Origin of the sequence: Streptomyces sp. NPDC002680 (assembly GCF_042889145.1) — a bacterium.
Taxonomy (GTDB): domain Bacteria; phylum Actinomycetota; class Actinomycetes; order Streptomycetales; family Streptomycetaceae; genus Streptomyces; species Streptomyces adonidis.
The window spans coordinates 13,079-30,879 of the sequence record NZ_JBIAQP010000038.1 but is presented as its reverse complement, the minus strand read 5'-3'; the positions used below and the strand labels follow the sequence as shown (position 1 = coordinate 30,879).

Sequence of the window (17,801 nt, the reverse complement as noted above, 5' to 3'; positions counted from 1 at the left end):
CGCGCGGTCTGCTCCGCAGACACGACGCGCCGCCGCTACGCGGCGGGCCAACTCCCTTGCTCCGCAAGGAAGTTGATGTATCGTCACTCCGTGACGATCGGCCGAATTGCTCCGCAATCCGCCCACGGAATTCGCTCCGCGAATTCCTAAAAGCGCACCTAGCCGATGCGGCTGTCATCCCCCCTGACGGACGACCAATTCCAAAACACTTCCTTCTACGAATCAAAATATTTGAAATCCCCTCCTGTACCCTGAATATGACCTCCCCTCAACCCTCCCCATTCTCAAACCAATTACGCGCGCACGAGAGTACGCCCACCACCTCTGGCCGGGACAGTTCCAGGGCTGCGTCGGCGACCCACACGGCGGATCCGCCGACACACAACACAGGAACCCCTGCCCGATCTTCAAAGCCCCCGCGTCGACCACGCTCACCCCTTCCTCTCCTTCACTCCGGCGGGGAGCAGCGGCAAAGCAGAGGGAATGTCAGCTCCTCAACCGTGGCAGATTTACTTTCTGACCAGTGGCTTTGGAAGGCCAATCCATTGGTGGGCGGCTGAGGTGCATCCGAATCCCATGGATTATGCGTCTTGTCAGTCATGGGCGTTGGGAGGGCAAGTGCGGAGCAGCGGACAGCGGCAGTTGCGTTCAAGATTGACTTGGCGAGCGGCGCAGTCACGGAGGTTGACAGCTCGTCAGCGCACGATGGGATCAAGGCGTCGCGGAATCGACTGGGCCAGGGTTGGAACGATCGCTGCGGTCCCTGCTGCAATCGGCACTGTGCTCTTCACTGGAATTGCTACGTACTACCAAGCCATGGTGTCGAGAGACCAGTTGACACAGGTGCGCGAAGATGCTGATCGGGAGGACCGTGAACAAGCATTGCTTGTTTCCTACTGGCAGGATCACCGATCAGGTTCGGTTCACGTACTGAACCGGTCGCCTGACCCAATTGTTTCGATCGAACTTTTCATTGGTGGGGTTGTCGTTAATCAGGAGGGCTCTCTAGCTCAAGTGCCTCTACAACTCCCTGTGGTGGCGCCTTGCGTGGAACTGATATTCCAGTGGAAGGAAGTGCGCTACAAGAAGCTGGGCGATTTGCAGTGGCTGAAGGTGTCGAAATATTTGACAGGCACCCTTGAGTCAGCGACGTTCTATGATCGCGATGGCCGAAGGTGGAATCGAAATTATGCCGGACTCTGGGAAGAGACACTGCCCAAAGAATTCGGCATGAAGGAGACGAATTACTACGCTGAGATTGGGGACGAGTACAAAGAGCAAGAGGCGCCATCATGTGGGGGTGGCTAATAGGAGCTCAGAACAACTACCGCAGATTGCCGACGGAGCCGATGCCGCCACTCAGTCGACCTGCGCACAACTTCGGTAATCTAGTCGTCCACGAGTCTCTTGATGTCGCCGCCGTGGGGCGCGTGGGCTTCAGAACGGGCCTTCCTGCGGCTGGCCACAGCACTTGTTTCGGCGGTCTAAACGGGGATGAGCGTAATCGTCAATTGAATCGTGTTGAGGGTCCCGATCTGGTCGACAGTTCCTGATTCCTGAACCAATCGGCGGGTATCGGTCCCCAGGTACGCGGTAACGTCTGGTGGCGGGGTGTCGTCGAGGACGATAGCCAGTGGTTGAGCAATCTCGCGGGCAACCCACCCCAGAAGGACCCCTTCGTGTTCGACGCGGATGGCGTTCGGATCAGTGGCGTTGCCTCGATCGCGTAGGAGGGTGAGTGGCGTGCCGATTGGCATTCGGACGAGGCGATCGATGCTGCGGGCGTGGCGTACACCGCGCAGGTGGCAGGTGAGGGTTCCGCGTCCTCGCAGGATGGTGGCCTGGGCTGCCCGGGGGCTTCGGCGTTCAGAGCTGCGGATGAGGAGTGCGGCGATGTCCGGTGTGGTGATCGCGGTGAGGTCGTCACTGTCGAGTTGGCTGAGCCAGTCGAGGAAGGCGCCGAAGGTGGGCTCGGGGTATGGGCAGTGTGAGGCGAGGGCGATGGCGGCGGTCCGGTCGTGGATGCCGATGCTGGAGGCGTAGCACGCGGTTGGGCTGTCGACTCCGTATTTGATCATGGCGGGGAGGGTGGCCATCGTGCCTTCGGCGGGGACGTCTCGGCGGAGTTCGAGTAGTTGGAATAGGGCCGATACAACCCAGGCGAGGTCATGGGCGATCACGTTGTCGGTGATCGTGGTAGTTGCGGTGATGTCGTCTGTTTGAAGATCGTCCTTGTGGTCTCGGTGGAGATCCTTCAAGGGCGCGCCGGCGATCCAGTCGATGGCGGTCGGGGCGATGGCGTCGACGGGGATCTTGTTCTTGGTCGCGCTGCGCTGGAGTTCTTGTACTTCAGTGGCTGCGGTGAGGATCAGCTGCTGGAGCTCAGGCCAGTGGTCGGTGGTGAGTAGTTCGGGGCGTGTGTTGATGGTGGCGTGGATGTGGTCGGCGGCGGTGAGGGCGTCGATGCCGCCTTGGACGCTCAGGCCGGTGCGGACGATGCCCGCCCGCACGGCACGGTCCGGCAGTCGTGTGGCAATGCTCTTCACGCGGCGAGTGGAAAAGCGGGCCAGGGGTTCAAGAGGCCAGTTGTAGGCGCCTAGTTGGTGGGCGCCCAGGGTGTGGCTGAGGAGGGTGTGTGCGGCCTGCTCGAGGAGGTGCTGGTCGGGGCTGTCGACGGCTTCCTCGGCGAGGAGGGCGAGCAGTTGGATGTCCAATCCTTCGGCCCAGGCGACAGAGTTCCCGTCTTCGGGGTCGGCCAGGTCGAGGGTGGTGATGTCGTGGCCTTGCTGCGGGTTGCCGCCCAGGCGGGCGCGGACCAGGTCGACGTAGAGCTGGGCGAGTGTGGAGCGGACCGCTTCGATCTTGTTGCGGTCCAGGTATCGGCGGCGTAGCTCATTCGCCTTGCGTTGGTCCTCCGCAATGAGGATGACGTGGCCCTCGGTTTCACGGAAGGCACGGCCAGCGCGTCCGGCCGTGTTCCAGAAGTCACGGACGCTGATCTGTTTCCTGTTGCGCCACGTACTGGGGATAATCACAGTCTTGGTGGGGAGGTTCATCCCCTGGGAGAGGGTGCTGGTCGCGCACAGCACGCGCAGTGTTCCTTCGCGGTAGGCGCGTTCCAGGCTGTGGCGGACGGCTTGGGGGACTCCTGCGTGGTGGTAAGCGTATCCACCGAGGACCATGAGCGTCAGGTCGTGTCCGTCTCCGGTGTGCCGGGCGATCTCAGCCGAGAGTTCGAGGCGTCGCGTCAGGATCTCCAGGGTGACGCTTCCGTTTTCATGAGCGCCCAGCGTGGCGGCGTCGGTGCCTCGTAGGGCGGCGCCGAGGGCCTTGGCGGCTGCATGTGCTCCCCCGCGCGTAGGGGATGCGACGAGGACGGGGCCGAGGCGGTCGAAGTGGAGGGCCAGTGCGGCGGCGACGTCCTTGGGGTCGGAGGGGAACAGTCTCTTCACTTTGCGGTGGCGGGTGAGCACTTGGGACACGAAGAAGTCGCGACGGCCCTGAGTGCCGTATTCGATGGTGCCGCCCAGCCCTCGCCAGTAGAAGACTCCGGTGCGCAGTTGGGAGGGGGTCCAGCGGATGTTGGCGTGGTTGGTGCCGTCGGCGGTGGGGTCGAGCCAGCGGGCGAGGGCCTCGCCGTTGGGCAGGACCGCGGAGAGCAGCACGATGCGGGCGGTGGGGGTGTCGCGGCGGATGCGGGTAAGGAGCATCTCCAGGCGCAGGCCGCGTTCGGAGGCGTCCAGGTTGTGTCCTTCGTCGACTAGGACGAGGGCGAGTCGTTGGGCGAGTTCGGGCACATTACGCAGCAGCAGGTCGAGTTTCTCGCTGGTGATGACAAGGACGTTGGTGAAGTCCAGGAGTTGGGTTTCGTAGCGGACGTGCTCGACGCCGCCGAACAAGGCGGAAACGCGGAGGCCGACGAGTTCGAGGCTTTCGGCGAGGTGACGCTCGACTTGGGCGGCGAGTGCGCGGGTGGGGACGACGTAGACGGCAAGTCGTGGCTGGAGCCACCAGGTGTCGTGCTCGCCGGGCTGGGGGGCGAGGGCGTGAAGGATGGCCCATTCGGCGATGTGGGTCTTGCCTGCGGAGGTGGGCATGGTGACGGCGAGGTTCCTGGCGGGGGTGTCGACGAGGCCCGCGTCCAGGGCTTTTCGCTGTGAGGGCCAGACCTGGGTCATGGGCCGGTCGGCGATGATGAGGGCTTTGAGGTAGCGCTCCCACAGGCGGCTCCAGGTCACGGCGCGACGCAGGAGCAACCACGGTGAGGTGGCGACGATGTCCTCGACTACATACGCGAGGGAGTCGGTCAGGGTCCAGGTATCCACGACCGAGGCGTCCAGCAGGATGGAGGAGGCCTTGCGTAGGTCAGCGATCGCGGCGCGGCCGGCCGCGCGGTCTCCCAGGCGCCACAGAGCTGCCAGCGAGCGGGCTGCGCGGCCGGTGAGCCCGTAGGCGGCGAGTACGGCCGCATCGCTTTGATCGGCAAGTCCGTCGGCGGCGGCCGCCATCAACTGTTGTCCGAGGCGCGGTAGTTCATTTTGGGCTCGGGCGCCCAGGCGGGCCACGTCGCCGATGTCCCGCTGGAGCACGGCGCCGGTGAGCTCCGCGATTCGGTACGGGGCGGAGGTCGTCTCCGACTCGATGACTTGGCTCTCTCCCTGCGCGAAGTACTGGCGCACTTCGCTGCGGAAGGAGGCCGCGAGGGCGGCAGAGTTGGCCTGGTAACCGGCCAGGCTCCACGTCGTCGCGGCGATTGCCAGGAGTTCGACGCGCTGCGGATCCGCGGTCTCGTACCGCTCGGCGAGGTCGGCGTACGCCTGGGCGATCGCCCGAAGGGGCCCGGGGTCGGCGCGGCGCTCGCGCGGTGTGCGGGTCAGCTGCCCCATCCGGGCCAGCGCCAGCCCGCGGCGCAGCTCGCGCACGTCGTAGGTATAGGCGGCGGTGGCGCCGTCGATGCTGATCTGCTCGGCCAATACGTGGGAACGTAGCTGGGCACGCAGGATGGGAGCGGCTTCGCCGGCGGTGAGAGCTTCACGGCCCAGCCGGTACGCGGTGCCGTTGTAGTCCCTCACGCTGCGGCATCCTTGTCCTGGTTATTGAACTTGTTAGGCTTGGGGGCGAGTCCGGTTTCTGCCGCCTCATAGACCCGGCCTATAAAGTCTTGCAGGCCACGGATCTTCACCACGGTGAGCTGGGTCGGCTGGGTGACGATCGCAGCGAGCAGGGTGACCACGTCGTCCCGCCAGTTCGCGGCCTCGTGGACGAACACCATGTGCCGCTCCACTACTCGATGCTTGGGATGACGCAGCAGCTCGGCGAGTCGGCGGGCCAGGAAGCCTTGGCCGCGCTCGAGGCAGCGAGCCATCACGAATCGGATGCTCTCGTCCAGGCGGTCGAGGACCTTCTCAAGACTCTCGTGCGCCTCCTGGCCCAGTTCACGCTTGCGGGTCGCCCGGGTCTTCACCTCCGGGACCGCGATGACCGGGGGGCTCTGCCGGAACCGGAAGGCCAGCACGTCCGTGCCCTGGACTGCCTGGGCTGCGGTCTGTTTGTAGCGCAGCTTCAGGATCGGCACGCACCATCGTCGAACCCGGCGGTAGAGGGCGCCGGTGACGATCTCGCCGAAGTCACCATGCCGTGTCATGGTCCGGGACGGGAACAAGTTCGCTCGCAGGTAGTTGGCGACCTCTGGGGCCCCTAGGTCCTCGAAGACCAGCGCGAGCTCGCCCGGGTTGAGATAGTTACGGGCGACTTCATGCCCGAGCTGGTCCATCAGCTCCGCATCATCAATCTGCCCGGACTCCGCGAGCACCTCGTAGTGCAGCACCTCGTTCGGCTGCTCCACCGGCTGCCGCTCCAGCCACTCATCAAACACACACACCCCCGATGCCCACGCCCCGCCCCCATTGTCGCGTATACCACGGGTCAGGACCCCAAGATGCGACGGGCCGTCAGGGAGTGGGGATTGGCAGAAGTCGACTAGGACCGGCTTGTCACGGCAGGACGTCCTGCTCGAAGGAATCCTCGGTCACGTTCTTGAGAGCCATGGGTGATGTCTCCTGACAAGGGCTGGGCAGACGGCGGCCGGTTCGCCGCCGATGCGAACGGACGGGGGGCCTGCGTCGTTCAGCCCGGCGAGGTACTTCTCAGCGTCGAGAGCGGCCGCGCCACCGCTGACGGCAGTGCGATGGTCTGACGGTAGGTGTGGTCGACGGACGCCGGCCAGCATGCCGTTGCTCTCATTGATCTCCGCGATCTCGCTGTCGAACGCGAAGGAGATCTTGTCGCCGGTGAAGGCACGGTTCGGTGGACGACGGGCACCGAGCGGGCGAAGCGCGTGAGGAAGGTCGCCTTCTCCTTGGTCAGGCCGGGCTTGCGATAGGCGGAGTCGGTCGCCACGAGCACCGTCCTCGCGCGGTGCACGGTGCCCGCGGTGTCGGTGACGGGGTCTTGACGTCCCCGGTGAAGTCGACCTCAACGATGCTGCCCTCGACCATCTCCGCGCCGTACTTGTCAGCCTGGGCGCGCATGTTCACCGTCAGGTCCGGGCGAGCCTCCATTCGACTCGGAACGGTTCACCTCGCACTCACGCCTGCTCCCCTACGGCCCCAGGCTCAAGCGCACACCCCACACGACCAGCGCGGCAGCGAAGCCGACGCGCAACAGCCGCCGGCTGCCCCGACGATCCCCCGAAGCTGCACTCGACCCACGCCAGCCCACCGCCCGTCCCTCTGCCAGCCTGAGAGCAGTGGCAACAGAGGGGATGCCAGATCCCCAACCACGCCGCCACAACACCAGTGACCAACGGCGTGGCCTTGAGCCGGCCACCACACCCGAGAGAAGGTCTGGGCATAGCATTCGAATCGAACTGGTTTACTGACTCGTCCGTACAACGAGCAGGGCTTGGTTGGAAGATCCTTGACCATGGGTTGCCAGGTTTCGCCATGCCTGCAGCAGTAGGCCCACTGTTTCACCGTGTTGACCTGATTCAAGCAGAGCTGCGGCAACTGCCAAAAGGGCTGTACGAATGCAAGCCAGTACTTGCCTGTCGTCGGAGACCCGGCGATCGCGCAGAGCCGTCAGAATCTCCAGTGTCTGATCGACCAGCCATGAAACTGAATTAGCAAATCGGAGTGTTCCGTGACGGGCGGCTGTAAGGGACCTGGCGACAGCACGCAAGGTTTCGATCGGATCTTCTGGTGAGCGCATCTGGATGGCTAGAGATCTTTCTTCTAACCTCTTCAGAACGTTGTCGAGAGCTTCGAGATGAGAAGTCCCTACCCTAGCGGAATTTATGGCGACCCTCAACAAGATCATTAGGGCAGTCCCTGCAATTCGATGTGCCCTGTTGTGCACCCCGAGTCCAATTGCTAGGGAGCGCTCGATATTGAGGATGAACCTTGTTTCATTCTCGTCAATCGCGGCACGGCCGTTGTCGATATTGACAATGCTGTCGACGTCGTCGCGGGAGAGTTCACTGTCAAGCGAATTAGCGAAGGAGTTGCGGGCCTCGATGTGAAGGGAGCTGAATACTGTGTCGCGCAGATCTCGGTCGATTGTGTTGTCTAGGGCCTGATCAAGGGCACGCGTGGTGTCGAGGTCTCCTGCGCGATCGAGAGCCCGGGCAAGGGATCGAGCGAGTGAGCCTCTTCCAACCTGACGGGTGGTTGGGGCGGCGCCCCGGTGGCGGGCGTGAAGAAAGCTCCTGGTAGACGGGTTCACGACCAAGATCACCAGTCCGCTAGGAGCTCTCGTGCTTGTTTACCCGTCTGCCATCGATCTGTCCAGCCGCACCCTGCAGCGTCTTGCCGGTCTGCTCGCGGGGCGCCGGTGCCGGATCGGCTCCCGCTGGCGCCGCCTCACCTGTGGCCAGCAGGCCCTGCTCGTCCTCGCGCACCTGCGCTGCGGTGACACCTACGCCCGCCTCGCGGCGGGTTTCCACATCGGGATCGCGACGGTCTACCGCTACATACGCGAAACCGTCGATCTCCTGGCCTCGCTCGCTCCGACGCTGGAGCAGGCCATGGACACGGTCCGCAGGAAGGCGTACGTGATCCTCGACGGCACGCTCCTGCCGATCGACCGCATCGCCGCCGACCGCCCGTACTACTCGGGGAAGAAGAAGCATCACGGCATGAACGTGCAGGTTCTCGCCGACCCAGCCGGACGCCTGATCTGGGCATCGGACGCACTGCCGGGAGCCACGCACGACCTGACCGCGGCCCGGACCCACGACATCCCGGCCGCTCTGACCGCCGACGACATCAAGTGCTGGGCGGACAAGGCGTATCAGGGTGCGAGCCCCAGCATTCGTGTCCCGTTTCGGGGCAGGAACCTGCGCGGCTGGCGCCGGCGTCACAACCGGGACCATGCCAGGATCCGCAGCCTCGGCGAACGCGCCATAGCGATCCTGAAGAGCTGGCGGGTCCTTCGGAAGCTCCGTTGCAGCACCACCCGGATCACCGCCGTCGTCAGAGCCGTCGTCACCCTCGAACTCGCCATCTGATCAAGATGGAGAGCGCTCAAATCGGTGGGGTCAGGTCACCGAGATTTGCCACTTGCTGTGTTCGGACAGGGTGACGTATCCGTGCTGTGGAAGGCGCAGGGTGCCCTTCTGGTTGACAGCGGAGGTGAAGCGGATCAGCTGCTTCCCACCGTTGGCCGGCGTGTAGATGATGGTGCCGGGGGAGTCGATGAAGTCGTAGTGCACAACCGGGGCGTATTCGAAGTACGGCTTGGGGCTGAAATAGCCGAAGGTCTGGATTCCCTTTCCCCGGGCTGTTTTGGTCGGGAGCTGAGGCAGCGCGTCGCTGTCCACGATGCGCATTTTCCACCGACCCAGGCCACTGGCGGCCTCGTTGCCCACCATGATTCGCCAGATGGCGAGGGCGTCGCAGTCGGCCGGCAGGACGATGTGCGACGGCCCAGTCCGGCCGATGGTGACGAGCGTGTCATGGGCCCGCTGATGATAGGGACCCTTGCGCACGGTCGACAGCTTGAAGCTCGTGGTGAAGCCCGCGCGGAACTCCAAGAGGACCGGCTTTCCGTCCCCTGCGCCCGGTATCTCGACAATCCGGCTGCGCCAGCCGGACCATTTAGCGGACGTGGTGCTGCCCACGTTCCCTCCCCTGTGTCGGTCGCGAAGCGCTCGGGAGTCATGGTGGCACGCGGCCCGGGCTCCGGCTCCGCTCCAGCCCGCCGGGGGCCAGCTGTCGCTCAGGAGAAGAACCTGGCTTCGCCGACGCCGAGGCGGACCCCGCCTTCGGGAGACCGGCTTCCGTACTCGGCGGGTTACCGGCCAAGGAGGTTCAAGGGGCTTCGCGTCCTCGTCCCTGTTGAACCACCCGTCAGGTTGGAAGAGGCTCACTCCGAAAAAACCTTTACTCTCAGCAGCACTGACCGAATTTGACCGCGTGTGATCAGAAGTGACCATGCGGGACTAATCCTGCCGAGCTGACGCCGCACGTGCTTTCGACGGGCTATAGCGGGAACGTTACGCCGAGTCCTGCGCAACGACCCGGGCCAGCCAGGTCGACCCCGACACCTCGGCGCCGCTCATGACCGCTCCCGGATTGTGTAGCCGAGGGCCAGGTGCCCCAGGCGAATCAGGAGCTGCCCGTCCGCGACGAAGAACCCTGGTGAACAGCCTCTGTGCTGACGTCCCGCCGTACTTCTCGATGTGGTCGAACACGACCGGACGATCGCGGCCGGCACGAGCGCGTCAGTCCAGGAACCGCGCGTCTGCCTTCCGCAGCCCCGTACTGGGAACGGAGCTCTCTCAGCCGGGCCGCGTAGGCAGCGGCGATACGAGCCTCCTCCGCCGGATCGGCGCTTGCCAGGCCGTGGGGCCGAGCTCGCTAACCAGGCATGGCCGGGCCGCGTCGTGATGCGCCCGCGTAGTCGTGGAGTCCACGCTGACCAGGGACATGTCGATCTCGTCCCTGCGGGCGGCCTCGGCGATCGCCTCGTCCAGCAGGGTCTGAAAGACGCCCGCGTCCCGCCAGCCCATGAAGCGGTTGTAGACCGTCTGCCAGGCACCGAACCGCTCGGGCATCTCCCGCCACTGGCTGCCGGTGCGGAACCGCCAGATCACTCCTTCGAACTGCTCACGCAGCCGCTCCGGATACGGGCCGAACTTGCCGACCGGCAGGAACGGCCCGATGAACCCCCATTCACCGTTGGTTATAGCGGCTCACGCGCTGCCACCCCACAGAGACGGACAGCACCTCGTCACGGGGAACACCACGCTCAAGCGGCGGCTCCACCAGATGACCCAGGACAACCGGTCGGTTCAGGAACGCCTCGAAGGCGCCCGATCAAACCTCCTCTTCGCGGACAAGCGCATCGCCGATCTTGAGGTCGAACTGCTCGAACTGACGCAGCTCCTCGTTACCGACCCTCTTGACCTGCTCATAGACAGGACTCAAGAGGCTCGGTAATCGCCAGGCCCAGCACATTGGCCGTTGACGTGAGGGGGGCCACGGATTCACCCCGCAGCCCCCCTGTGGTCAGGTTTGCCTTCCGTGCCTCAGTCTCATGTGCTGTCCCCGCAGTGGAGTTGCGCGTCGATCTGCGCGCCGGTCCTGGGGCCACGGCTGGTCCAGTACTGCCCGGACTTCAGGGTCGCCTTCGAGACTGCGTGCAGGTCGAGGACGCCCCCCCGTCCGTCGCCGGAGGGGTCCGTGTAGCTCATGTCCAGGTTGCGCGGAACGGCGGACTTTTCCAGAGGCGCATCATGACGCTCGAATCCCTCTCCCGACCAGAGCTTTACGATGCCTGCTCTGGTTGCCTCTGTCGTCGGCCCGGAGGCCCACCACAGAACGGGCGGGTTGTCGTGCTCCACGTCGTCGAAGTCGATGACCTCCACACGACGCAGCTCGTCCGTGGCGCAGAGCGGAATCTTGACGAGGATTGTCTCTCCCTCCACCCGGGCTCCGAACAGGGGAGGATTCGCCGGGTCCGACGGCACCAGGCCGCACCCTGTCCCTGCCAGCATGAGCGCGGCCAGAAGTACCGGTAGGACGACTCGCGAACGGATCAGCACCAGTCGTACCCGCCTCTCTTCCAGTTGGCTTCTTTTTCGTAGCGGTTGCGGCAGGGGTTCGATCCTGCACGGGCGTACCGGAAGATGAAACCAAGGCCGTAGCGTCGCCACTGCCGTCGGTGCACCTTTTCGTGCCGGATCCGGTCGTACGTGAGGAACTCCGGATTGTTCGCGGTGAAGTAGGTGTTGCCGAGGGTGGTTCCGCCCCGGGCATGCAGGCCCCAGCCTCCTGTGCAGGTTCGCAGACCCCAGCGGTACGAGCATCGGTACCCCATGTAGCGGCTCCCGACCTTGGACAGTCCCCAGCCGAGAGCATTGGCGGACCAGCGGTTGACCCGTCGCTTGACTCTCTTCCACCAGCCCCATCTGCCGTCGAGGTCATAGCGGTTGAGCGGGTCGCCGTTGACGTACTCATAGGCGTTGGCGTTGCCCCCGGCGACGGGGTCGGTGGACAGGAAGCGTCCGGTGGCCGGATCGTAGAGGCGGACGCCCATGAGGGTGGCACCGGTGACCGTTTCGCTGGAACGTTGCTTACCGCCGAGCCAGCCGTAGCGGGTGGCAGCGGTGTCTCCCTGTGGATTTCCGTACTCGTCGTAGGCCGACACGGTGGGCGACGTGGCCGTGTCTAGGGGGAGTTGGACGGTGACGTCGCCGCGGATGTCGGTCAGTTGGAGGACCGTGTCGCCGGTGGTGCTGGTGGCAGCGCCGAGGTCGCCGCCGATGCCCTGCACGTTGCGGGTGACGGTAGTGCTGGTCTCCTGGATCCAGTCAGGGCTGTCGCCGTCGGCACCGTAGTGGTTGGTCTTGGCCCCGGTCTGGGTCCAGGTGCCGCTGCTGTTGGATTCGGTGGTCCAGGTGGCGAAACGGCCCGCCGCGTCCAGGTTCCAGGTCTGCCGGCTGGTGCCGGAGGTCTGCTGGCGGACGAGGTCGTTGGCGTAGTAGCCGATGGTGGCGCCGGACGCCTGGGTCGTCGTACGTCCGAAGGCGTCGTAGACGGTGCCGGTGGTGAGCAGCCGGTCGGCGCTGTCGTAGCTGTACGACGTGGTGGTTGCGCCGGTGGAGGTGCAGGCCGCGCCGACGTCTCCCGTCGAGGTCGCCAGGGCGGTGCGGTTGGTGTTGTTGTCGAACGTGTAGTCGCGGCGGGTGCAGGCCCCGTCGGGGTCGGTGTCGTCCGCCCTGGTGAGGCGGCCGGCCGCGTCGTAGATGTAGGTGCGGCTGCGGCTCTGGCCCGACGTGTTGGTATCGGCCACGACCTGACCCTGGACGCTCTCGTCCGTGCTGTCGGAGGCGATCACGCTGTTGTCGCTGTCACGGGTGTAGACCCGGGACGTCTCCGCACCCGTCTCGTCCTGGCCGATGGTGAGGGTGTAGCCGCCGGGCAGTGCCTGAGTGGTCAGGCCGCCGTCAGCGTCGTAGGTGGCGGCGAAGGTGCCGGCGACCGAGTCGGTGCGGGAGGTTTCCACACCGCGCGGGTCTATGCCCTTGTCGTAGGTGTAGATGGTGGTGGACGGGGCGGAGTCGGTGGTCTGCACTACACGGCCGAGGGGGTCGTAGGACGTGGTGGCCGTGTTGCCCGCGCCGTCGTTGTACGAGATCTCCCGCCCGAGGGTGTCGTATGTGTGGGTGATGGTCTGCCCGTTGGAGGTCACAGTCGCCACGTCACCGCTGCCGCCGTCATACGTGGTCGTGACGTCCGGCACCGCTGTGCCGACGCCCCCGCTGACGGCCGTGGTCGTCAACCGGCCTGCCACGTCATAGGTGTTGGTCGTGGTACGGGTGACGGAGTTGGCGGTCTCGGTGACCTTGGCGGTGTTGCCCCAGCGGTCGTATTCGACAGTCCTGGTCGGCAGTGCGGTGGGGTTGGAGCCGCCACCGGTGATGCTTGCGGCCGGCCCCGTCGAGCAGACCAGGTCCGCCCATTCGGGGCGGCCGTTGCAGGCGCCGGTTCCGGTGGCCGAGTAGTACGTGGTCACCGTGGCGCCGGCGTCCGAGCCGGACGACTTGGGCAGGCTGGTCTTGATCACCCGGCCCTGGGAGTCGTACGACGTGGTCCTGGCCAGTGCCAGCCCGTTCGGGTCGGTGATGGTCCTGGTGGGCAGGCCCTTGACCCAGTCGTACTGCGTGGTGCTGGTGCGTACGTCCGCGTCCGTCGGATAGCCGTCGACGTACGCGCCCACCTTGGTGGTGGTGACCTGGTTGACGACGGTCGCGGTGCCGTCGGTGGGCCGGCCCTCGTCGTAGGTGTTGACCGTGTGCTCGCGGACCGGCCACGGGGTGCCCGCGGGCAGGTCGGTGCCGCCGGAGCCCGCGGGCAATGCCGAGGTGAGCGTGACCTGGTGCAGCGGACCCTTCTCGTCGGTCTCGCGCAGACCGTCGGCGGAGTACACCGAGCGGGTGGACAGCAGTTCGGCCCGGTCGTCGCTGGTCATCTTGTCGATGCTCAGCGCGACCTGTTCCGCCAGCCCGGCGCCGCTGGTGGCAAGCGCCAACTCGCGGTTGCCCGCGGTCAGTTCACGCACCGTGTTGCCGAAGCGGTCGTACTCGGTGGTGCTGATGTGCCCGCCGGGCGTGGCCGTGTTGACCTCGCGGCCGGAGTCGTCGGTGTAGGTGATGCCGGCCCGCTGGTAGTCGGACGCGGCCAGATCGGTGCCGGTGTGAGACAACGGGACGGCGTCGGCGGGGAAGACTGCGGTGGCGTCCGTGGGGACGTCGGTCTGGCCCCAGGCTCCAACGTCGGAAGTACCCATGTCGTTGGGCGCGTTGGTGCCGGTGAGCGGGACGTCGTAGACCACGCTGGTGGTGGCCGTCGTGCCGTCGGGGGTGTTCTGGGTGCCCGCCGTGAGGTTCGGCCGGGAGGCGGCAAGCAGCATGCCGGAACCGGCCGTGGCGGCGTTGCCCGCCTGGCCGTAGGTGAAGGTCCAGGGCAGTTCGCCGGGTGGGGTCAGGGTGGTGACACGTCCGGCGGAGTCGTAGGTGTAGGCCGTCTTCAGACTGGGGCTGACGCGCGGGTCCCACTGCTCGCGCAGTCGGCCGGAGGTGTCGTAGGAGTACTGCGCGACCACGGTCGCGGTGGCGACCGAGGCGCCCGGGGAGGTGGCCCACAGCTTGATCTGCCGGACCTGCCCGCTGTAGTCGCCGAGCGCGCTCGAAGTCGCCGTCGTGGACGTGGCGTAGACGAACTCCAGCAGCCGGCAACCCGCCGTCGCCGGGGTCGTCTCGCACGTCGACGAGGACACGGCCGAGGTCGGGGCGATGACGTACTTCGGTCGGGCGAGCGTGGAGCCACTGGGTGACTCGGAAACCACCTTGGTGGTCGAGTTCTCGGTCGGCAGATAGGTGCTGGCTACCTGCCAGGTAGTGGCGGCGGAGGTGACCTTCGCGAAGGTCGTGGTGGTGCCGCCGTCGTCCTTGAGGGTGAACGCCCCCGTCAGGGACCCGGTCAGCGTGAGGTCTTCGGATCCCGGCTCCGGCTTCCAGCCACCGGAGGAGGTGAGGGTGAACCCGGTCTCATCGCCGTCGACATCCACCAGCGCCACCGAGCTGGCCGACGTCTTGCGCACATACGCCCAGTCGGAGTCGGTGATCTCCGCCGTCGTGCCCGAGGTCCACTGTGGACCGAAGATCGCCACCTGACCCTCCGCGTCGGAGCCCGCAGTCGGCCGACGCGAGGATGCCGTGCGCGACACCGACAGGTCGAATCCGGAGGCGTCGGTCGCGGAGAGAGCGAAGTCACCGGTCAGCGCGTTCACCGAGCCGGGACCGACGCCGGTACTCGGCGCGGTACCGGCGTTGCGGTCCACCGTGATGGTGCGCGGCTGGGAGTACACGGTGGTCGTGCCGTCGGTGAACGCGGCCCGGATGTCGACCGGGCCGTCCTCCGTCAGTGAGGTGGTCACGTTCCACGTCAGCGCGGCAGGCGAACCACCCGTCGCGCTCACCGGCCACGCCGAAACCGCCGACCCGTCCGAGGACTTGGTGACATCCGCGAGGGGCACACTGTGCCAGGAGTCCGTCTCCCCGCGCCGGTACTGGTAGGTGACGCCGGTGTAGATACTCTTCCCGGCGGCCGTCAGGCTGACCCGGCGCGCGACACTGTCACCGTCGTTGGGGGAGTTCAGACCCACGTCCCCGACTCCGAAGCCGTACAGAGTGGTTGCGGAGGACAGGTTCCCGCCGGCGTCGACGGTCTTGGCGTACAGCTTGTGCCAGTCCTCACCCGGCGCGATGGTGATGGTCAGCGGGTCGCCGCCGGTGCCGTCGGTGGTGTCGTACACGCGCTTGGGAACCGTGGGGTCGTCCAGGCCCCAGGCGAAGCCCTGGCCGTCGGACGACGTGGTGTCCAGGGTGCAGGTGGCTCCGCTGGCGGACTTGGGTGTCCAGGTGTCGACGGTGTACGGGTCGCAGCTGATCGTCGGCGCGAGGGGCGGCGAGGTGTCCATCACGAATGCCGTGTACGAGGACCAGGAACCGTAGTCGGTCCCGTCGTAACCGCGCACCCGGAAACGCAGATGCTTGCCCGCCGGGAACGCGGAGGCGGACGGGACGGTCAGCGTCGCGGTCGCCCCGGACGCCACCGACGCCGACGTACCCGTATAGGAGTACGTGGTGTCGGCGTACGCCGGGTCCGCGGTGACCTCGAACTGCCCCTTGACCGTGGAGCCGTCCGCGTCCGTCACCTTCGCCGACAGCGTCGGCGTCAGCGACGTCACGTACGTCTTGCCGGCAGCGGAGTTGTAGTACTTCGGCGAGACAGCCGCCGACGCGGTGGTGGCGTACGAGTTGTAGGTGACGGTGAGCTTGGGGGCGTAGCCGGTGGTGGTGTAGTTGGCGGAGCGGAAGCGGCGCCAGGTGGTGGAGTCGGTTTCGCTGGTGCCGTAGACCATGAGGCCGTAGTTGGTGGCGCCGTCGGCCCAGGCCTGGACGATGGTGTCGATGTCCCAGTTGGACCAGGCGGCCGGACAGGCCGAGGAGTAGCCGCGCGGCACCAGGTTGTTCACGGCGCCGGTCCCGGAGGACGAGGGCCGGGTGCCCCAGGTCAGGGAGGTCGACGACCAGGAGGACGTGATGCGGCGGACCGTGGTGCCCGCTCCCGTGGTGGCGCAGGTCGAGGAGTAGTAGCTGTAGAGGGCGAAGTTGGTGTCGGTGATGTGCTTGCCGGTGAACTTCGACACGTCGAACTTCAGGTACGAACGCGCCAGGTCCGCGCCGCCGTCGTACGTGCCCGACTTGAGCTCCTGGGAGGAGACCTGGGAGTCGGGGTAGTCCGGGGTCTGGATCCAGGTGTCCGTGGTCACCGCGAGGGTGGAGGTCGGGTCCACCGTCACCGGGTAGGTGAGGCCGGGGTCGGCGAGGAAGTCCGCATCCGGGGTCAGAACCAGGGTCTGCGCACCGTCGGCGGCCGTCTCGACCTTGGTGGTCACCCGGGCCTGGTGCTCAGGGTCACCCGAGGAATCGTTTCTGCTGGAGTCCCACATCATCGGTGCGGGAGCCTCGGCGACCAGCTTGCCGCCGGAGTCCTTGAGCAGCAGGTGCCCGGAGTCGGCCTGGGACAGCGTCAGCCCGTCCAGGTGCAGGGGAATGCGGTACGACACCGCGCTGTCCGGGGCTTTCTCCAGGATGACGCTCTGGGAGAAGCCCTGTGCGAGCGCACTGACCGTCAGCGTCTGGCCGTCGCCCAGGTCGTAGGAGGCGGTGTTGCCCTCGACGGTCGGGGTGGGGAGCTTGTCCTCCCAGCCCATCCCGAAGGACGTCTCCCCCTTCGACACCGACGCCAGCGCCGTGTCACCGCCGTCAGATACCGCGATGTCCGCAACCGCCGCGGCCGGCGTGAGATCGGCACCGGTGTCGGACAGCGACGTGTCGATGTCCTTCCACACCCCGCCCTGCTGCACCCGCACCGGCCCGGCGAACGCCTCCGTCTGCAACTCCCCACTGGGCAGCGCATACGTCGTCGAATCCGCCGACCGCGCCGACAGCACCTCAATCTTCCGGCCCTGCAACCGGGCCATCAGCATCGCCGACGCCTCGTCCTGCGCCTCCGCAGGACCCGACGCCTCCGCAGAGCCGGACGACGCAGTCTTTGCTGCTGTCGCCGTGCCCGTGTCGGCGGCAAAGGCCATCCCACTGACCTCGGACACCAGCATGCTCTCGGCCGCGAACAGCAGCACCACGCCGAAGGCGACCTGCCGCAGCCGCCGTGCCTGGCCCCTCCGTGGTCTGCCATATGCCACAGGTCTGTGACGCATGATCAGCTCCCTCCCTCACGCTCCGCGACGCGGAGCCAACAGAAACGAACTGATCTTCACAGGGGCTACGCACCACGAACGCAGTAACCGCCAGATAAGTCATGTCGAATTCAAATGCATGCCAAGGATTAGTCAAGTCGCTGCATGGCTTTACCTCTTACGGGTGCCCTCATTGTCAGCTTCATGGGCTTCTGTCACCCCGCCCTCCATTGCGTACTGGTATACGAGTCCTTTCATTCGTCTCAAGATTTTTCCAAAAAACAAGGGAAGAAGTGGATCAACTGTGAAGAGTCTGGCAGGAGCCTGGGGGATCGTTCTGGTCGCGCATGGTGGACGCCAGCTCTTCCGTGCGGCGCCTGGTCAAAGTGAACCTCCCGTCGGGGAAAGGGGGTTGGGGGCGGCCACCTCCAACAGGTCAGGTGCCGATGTAGTCGGCGATGACGCCGAGGATGGTCCGACGGAGCCGAGCTGGGTGTTGAGGTGCTTGATCCACCGTGTCCCTTCGGCTGGAG

Annotated in this window: 8 protein-coding genes and 2 pseudogenes; 3 read left to right on the top strand and 7 right to left on the bottom strand. The window is 65.9% G+C overall.

Annotation, left to right across the window (positions count from 1 at the left end; translation table 11 throughout):
* The first annotated feature begins 816 nt into the window (after positions 1-816).
* Positions 817-1,308 (top strand): hypothetical protein, encoded by a 492-nt coding sequence (locus ACFYXF_RS51295; protein WP_389361238.1) that lies wholly within the window; start codon positions 817-819, stop codon positions 1,306-1,308.
* A 176-nt stretch (positions 1,309-1,484) separates the two neighbouring features.
* Here the strand turns inward: ACFYXF_RS51295 and ACFYXF_RS51290 are convergent, their stop codons facing one another.
* The 3 genes and pseudogenes from ACFYXF_RS51290 to ACFYXF_RS51280 form a co-directional block, all read right to left on the bottom strand.
* Positions 1,485-5,072 carry a DEAD/DEAH box helicase gene (locus ACFYXF_RS51290; RefSeq protein WP_389361236.1) on the bottom strand — a complete coding sequence of 1,196 codons (3,588 nt, stop codon included), beginning with the start codon at positions 5,070-5,072 and terminating at the stop codon, positions 1,485-1,487.
* On the bottom strand, positions 5,069-5,875 hold the full coding sequence (locus ACFYXF_RS51285) for a hypothetical protein (RefSeq protein WP_389361234.1): 807 nt from the start codon (positions 5,873-5,875) through the stop codon (positions 5,069-5,071). The genes ACFYXF_RS51290 and ACFYXF_RS51285 overlap by 4 nt, the downstream gene beginning before the upstream one ends.
* A 153-nt stretch (positions 5,876-6,028) precedes the next feature.
* Positions 6,029-6,548, bottom strand: a pseudogene (locus ACFYXF_RS51280) (hypothetical protein); the annotation flags it as partial.
* 1,205 nt (positions 6,549-7,753) lie between these two features.
* On the opposite strand from ACFYXF_RS51280, the gene ACFYXF_RS51275 reads away from it, so the two are divergent.
* Complete coding sequence (locus tag ACFYXF_RS51275) at positions 7,754-8,506, top strand: transposase family protein (protein WP_389361232.1); 753 nt, start codon at positions 7,754-7,756, stop codon at positions 8,504-8,506.
* Between the two features lie 30 nt (positions 8,507-8,536).
* On the opposite strand, the gene ACFYXF_RS51270 is transcribed toward ACFYXF_RS51275, so the two are convergent.
* Positions 8,537-9,118, bottom strand: a complete 582-nt coding sequence (locus tag ACFYXF_RS51270) for a hypothetical protein (protein WP_389361230.1) — start codon at positions 9,116-9,118, stop codon at positions 8,537-8,539.
* A 756-nt stretch (positions 9,119-9,874) separates the two neighbouring features.
* Positions 9,875-10,186 (bottom strand): annotated as a pseudogene (locus ACFYXF_RS51265) (transposase); the annotation flags it as partial.
* On the opposite strand from ACFYXF_RS51265, the gene ACFYXF_RS51260 reads away from it, so the two are divergent.
* Positions 10,161-10,439 (top strand): hypothetical protein, encoded by a 279-nt coding sequence (locus ACFYXF_RS51260; RefSeq protein ID WP_389361228.1) that lies wholly within the window; start codon positions 10,161-10,163, stop codon positions 10,437-10,439. The pseudogene ACFYXF_RS51265 and the gene ACFYXF_RS51260 overlap by 26 nt on opposite strands.
* Positions 10,440-10,534: 95 nt before the next feature.
* On the opposite strand, the gene ACFYXF_RS51255 is transcribed toward ACFYXF_RS51260, so the two are convergent.
* Both ACFYXF_RS51255 and ACFYXF_RS51250 read right to left on the bottom strand, forming a co-directional pair.
* Positions 10,535-10,969, bottom strand: coding sequence for a hypothetical protein (locus ACFYXF_RS51255; RefSeq protein WP_389361226.1), 435 nt, complete (start codon positions 10,967-10,969; stop codon positions 10,535-10,537).
* A 68-nt stretch (positions 10,970-11,037) separates the two neighbouring features.
* Complete coding sequence (locus tag ACFYXF_RS51250) at positions 11,038-17,289, bottom strand: DNRLRE domain-containing protein (protein WP_389361224.1); 6,252 nt, start codon at positions 17,287-17,289, stop codon at positions 11,038-11,040.
* Between the last annotated feature and the right edge of the window lie 512 nt (positions 17,290-17,801).

Excerpts from the sequence above, each read along its gene's own strand:
- ACFYXF_RS51295 (WP_389361238.1), top strand. The coding sequence starts at position 817 with ATGGTGTCGAGAGACCAGTTGACACAGGTGCGCGAAGATGCTGATCGG.
- ACFYXF_RS51260 (WP_389361228.1), top strand. The coding sequence starts at position 10,161 with ATGAACCCCCATTCACCGTTGGTTATAGCGGCTCACGCGCTGCCACCC.
- ACFYXF_RS51250 (WP_389361224.1), bottom strand. The coding sequence starts at position 17,289 with ATGCGTCACAGACCTGTGGCATATGGCAGACCACGGAGGGGCCAGGCA.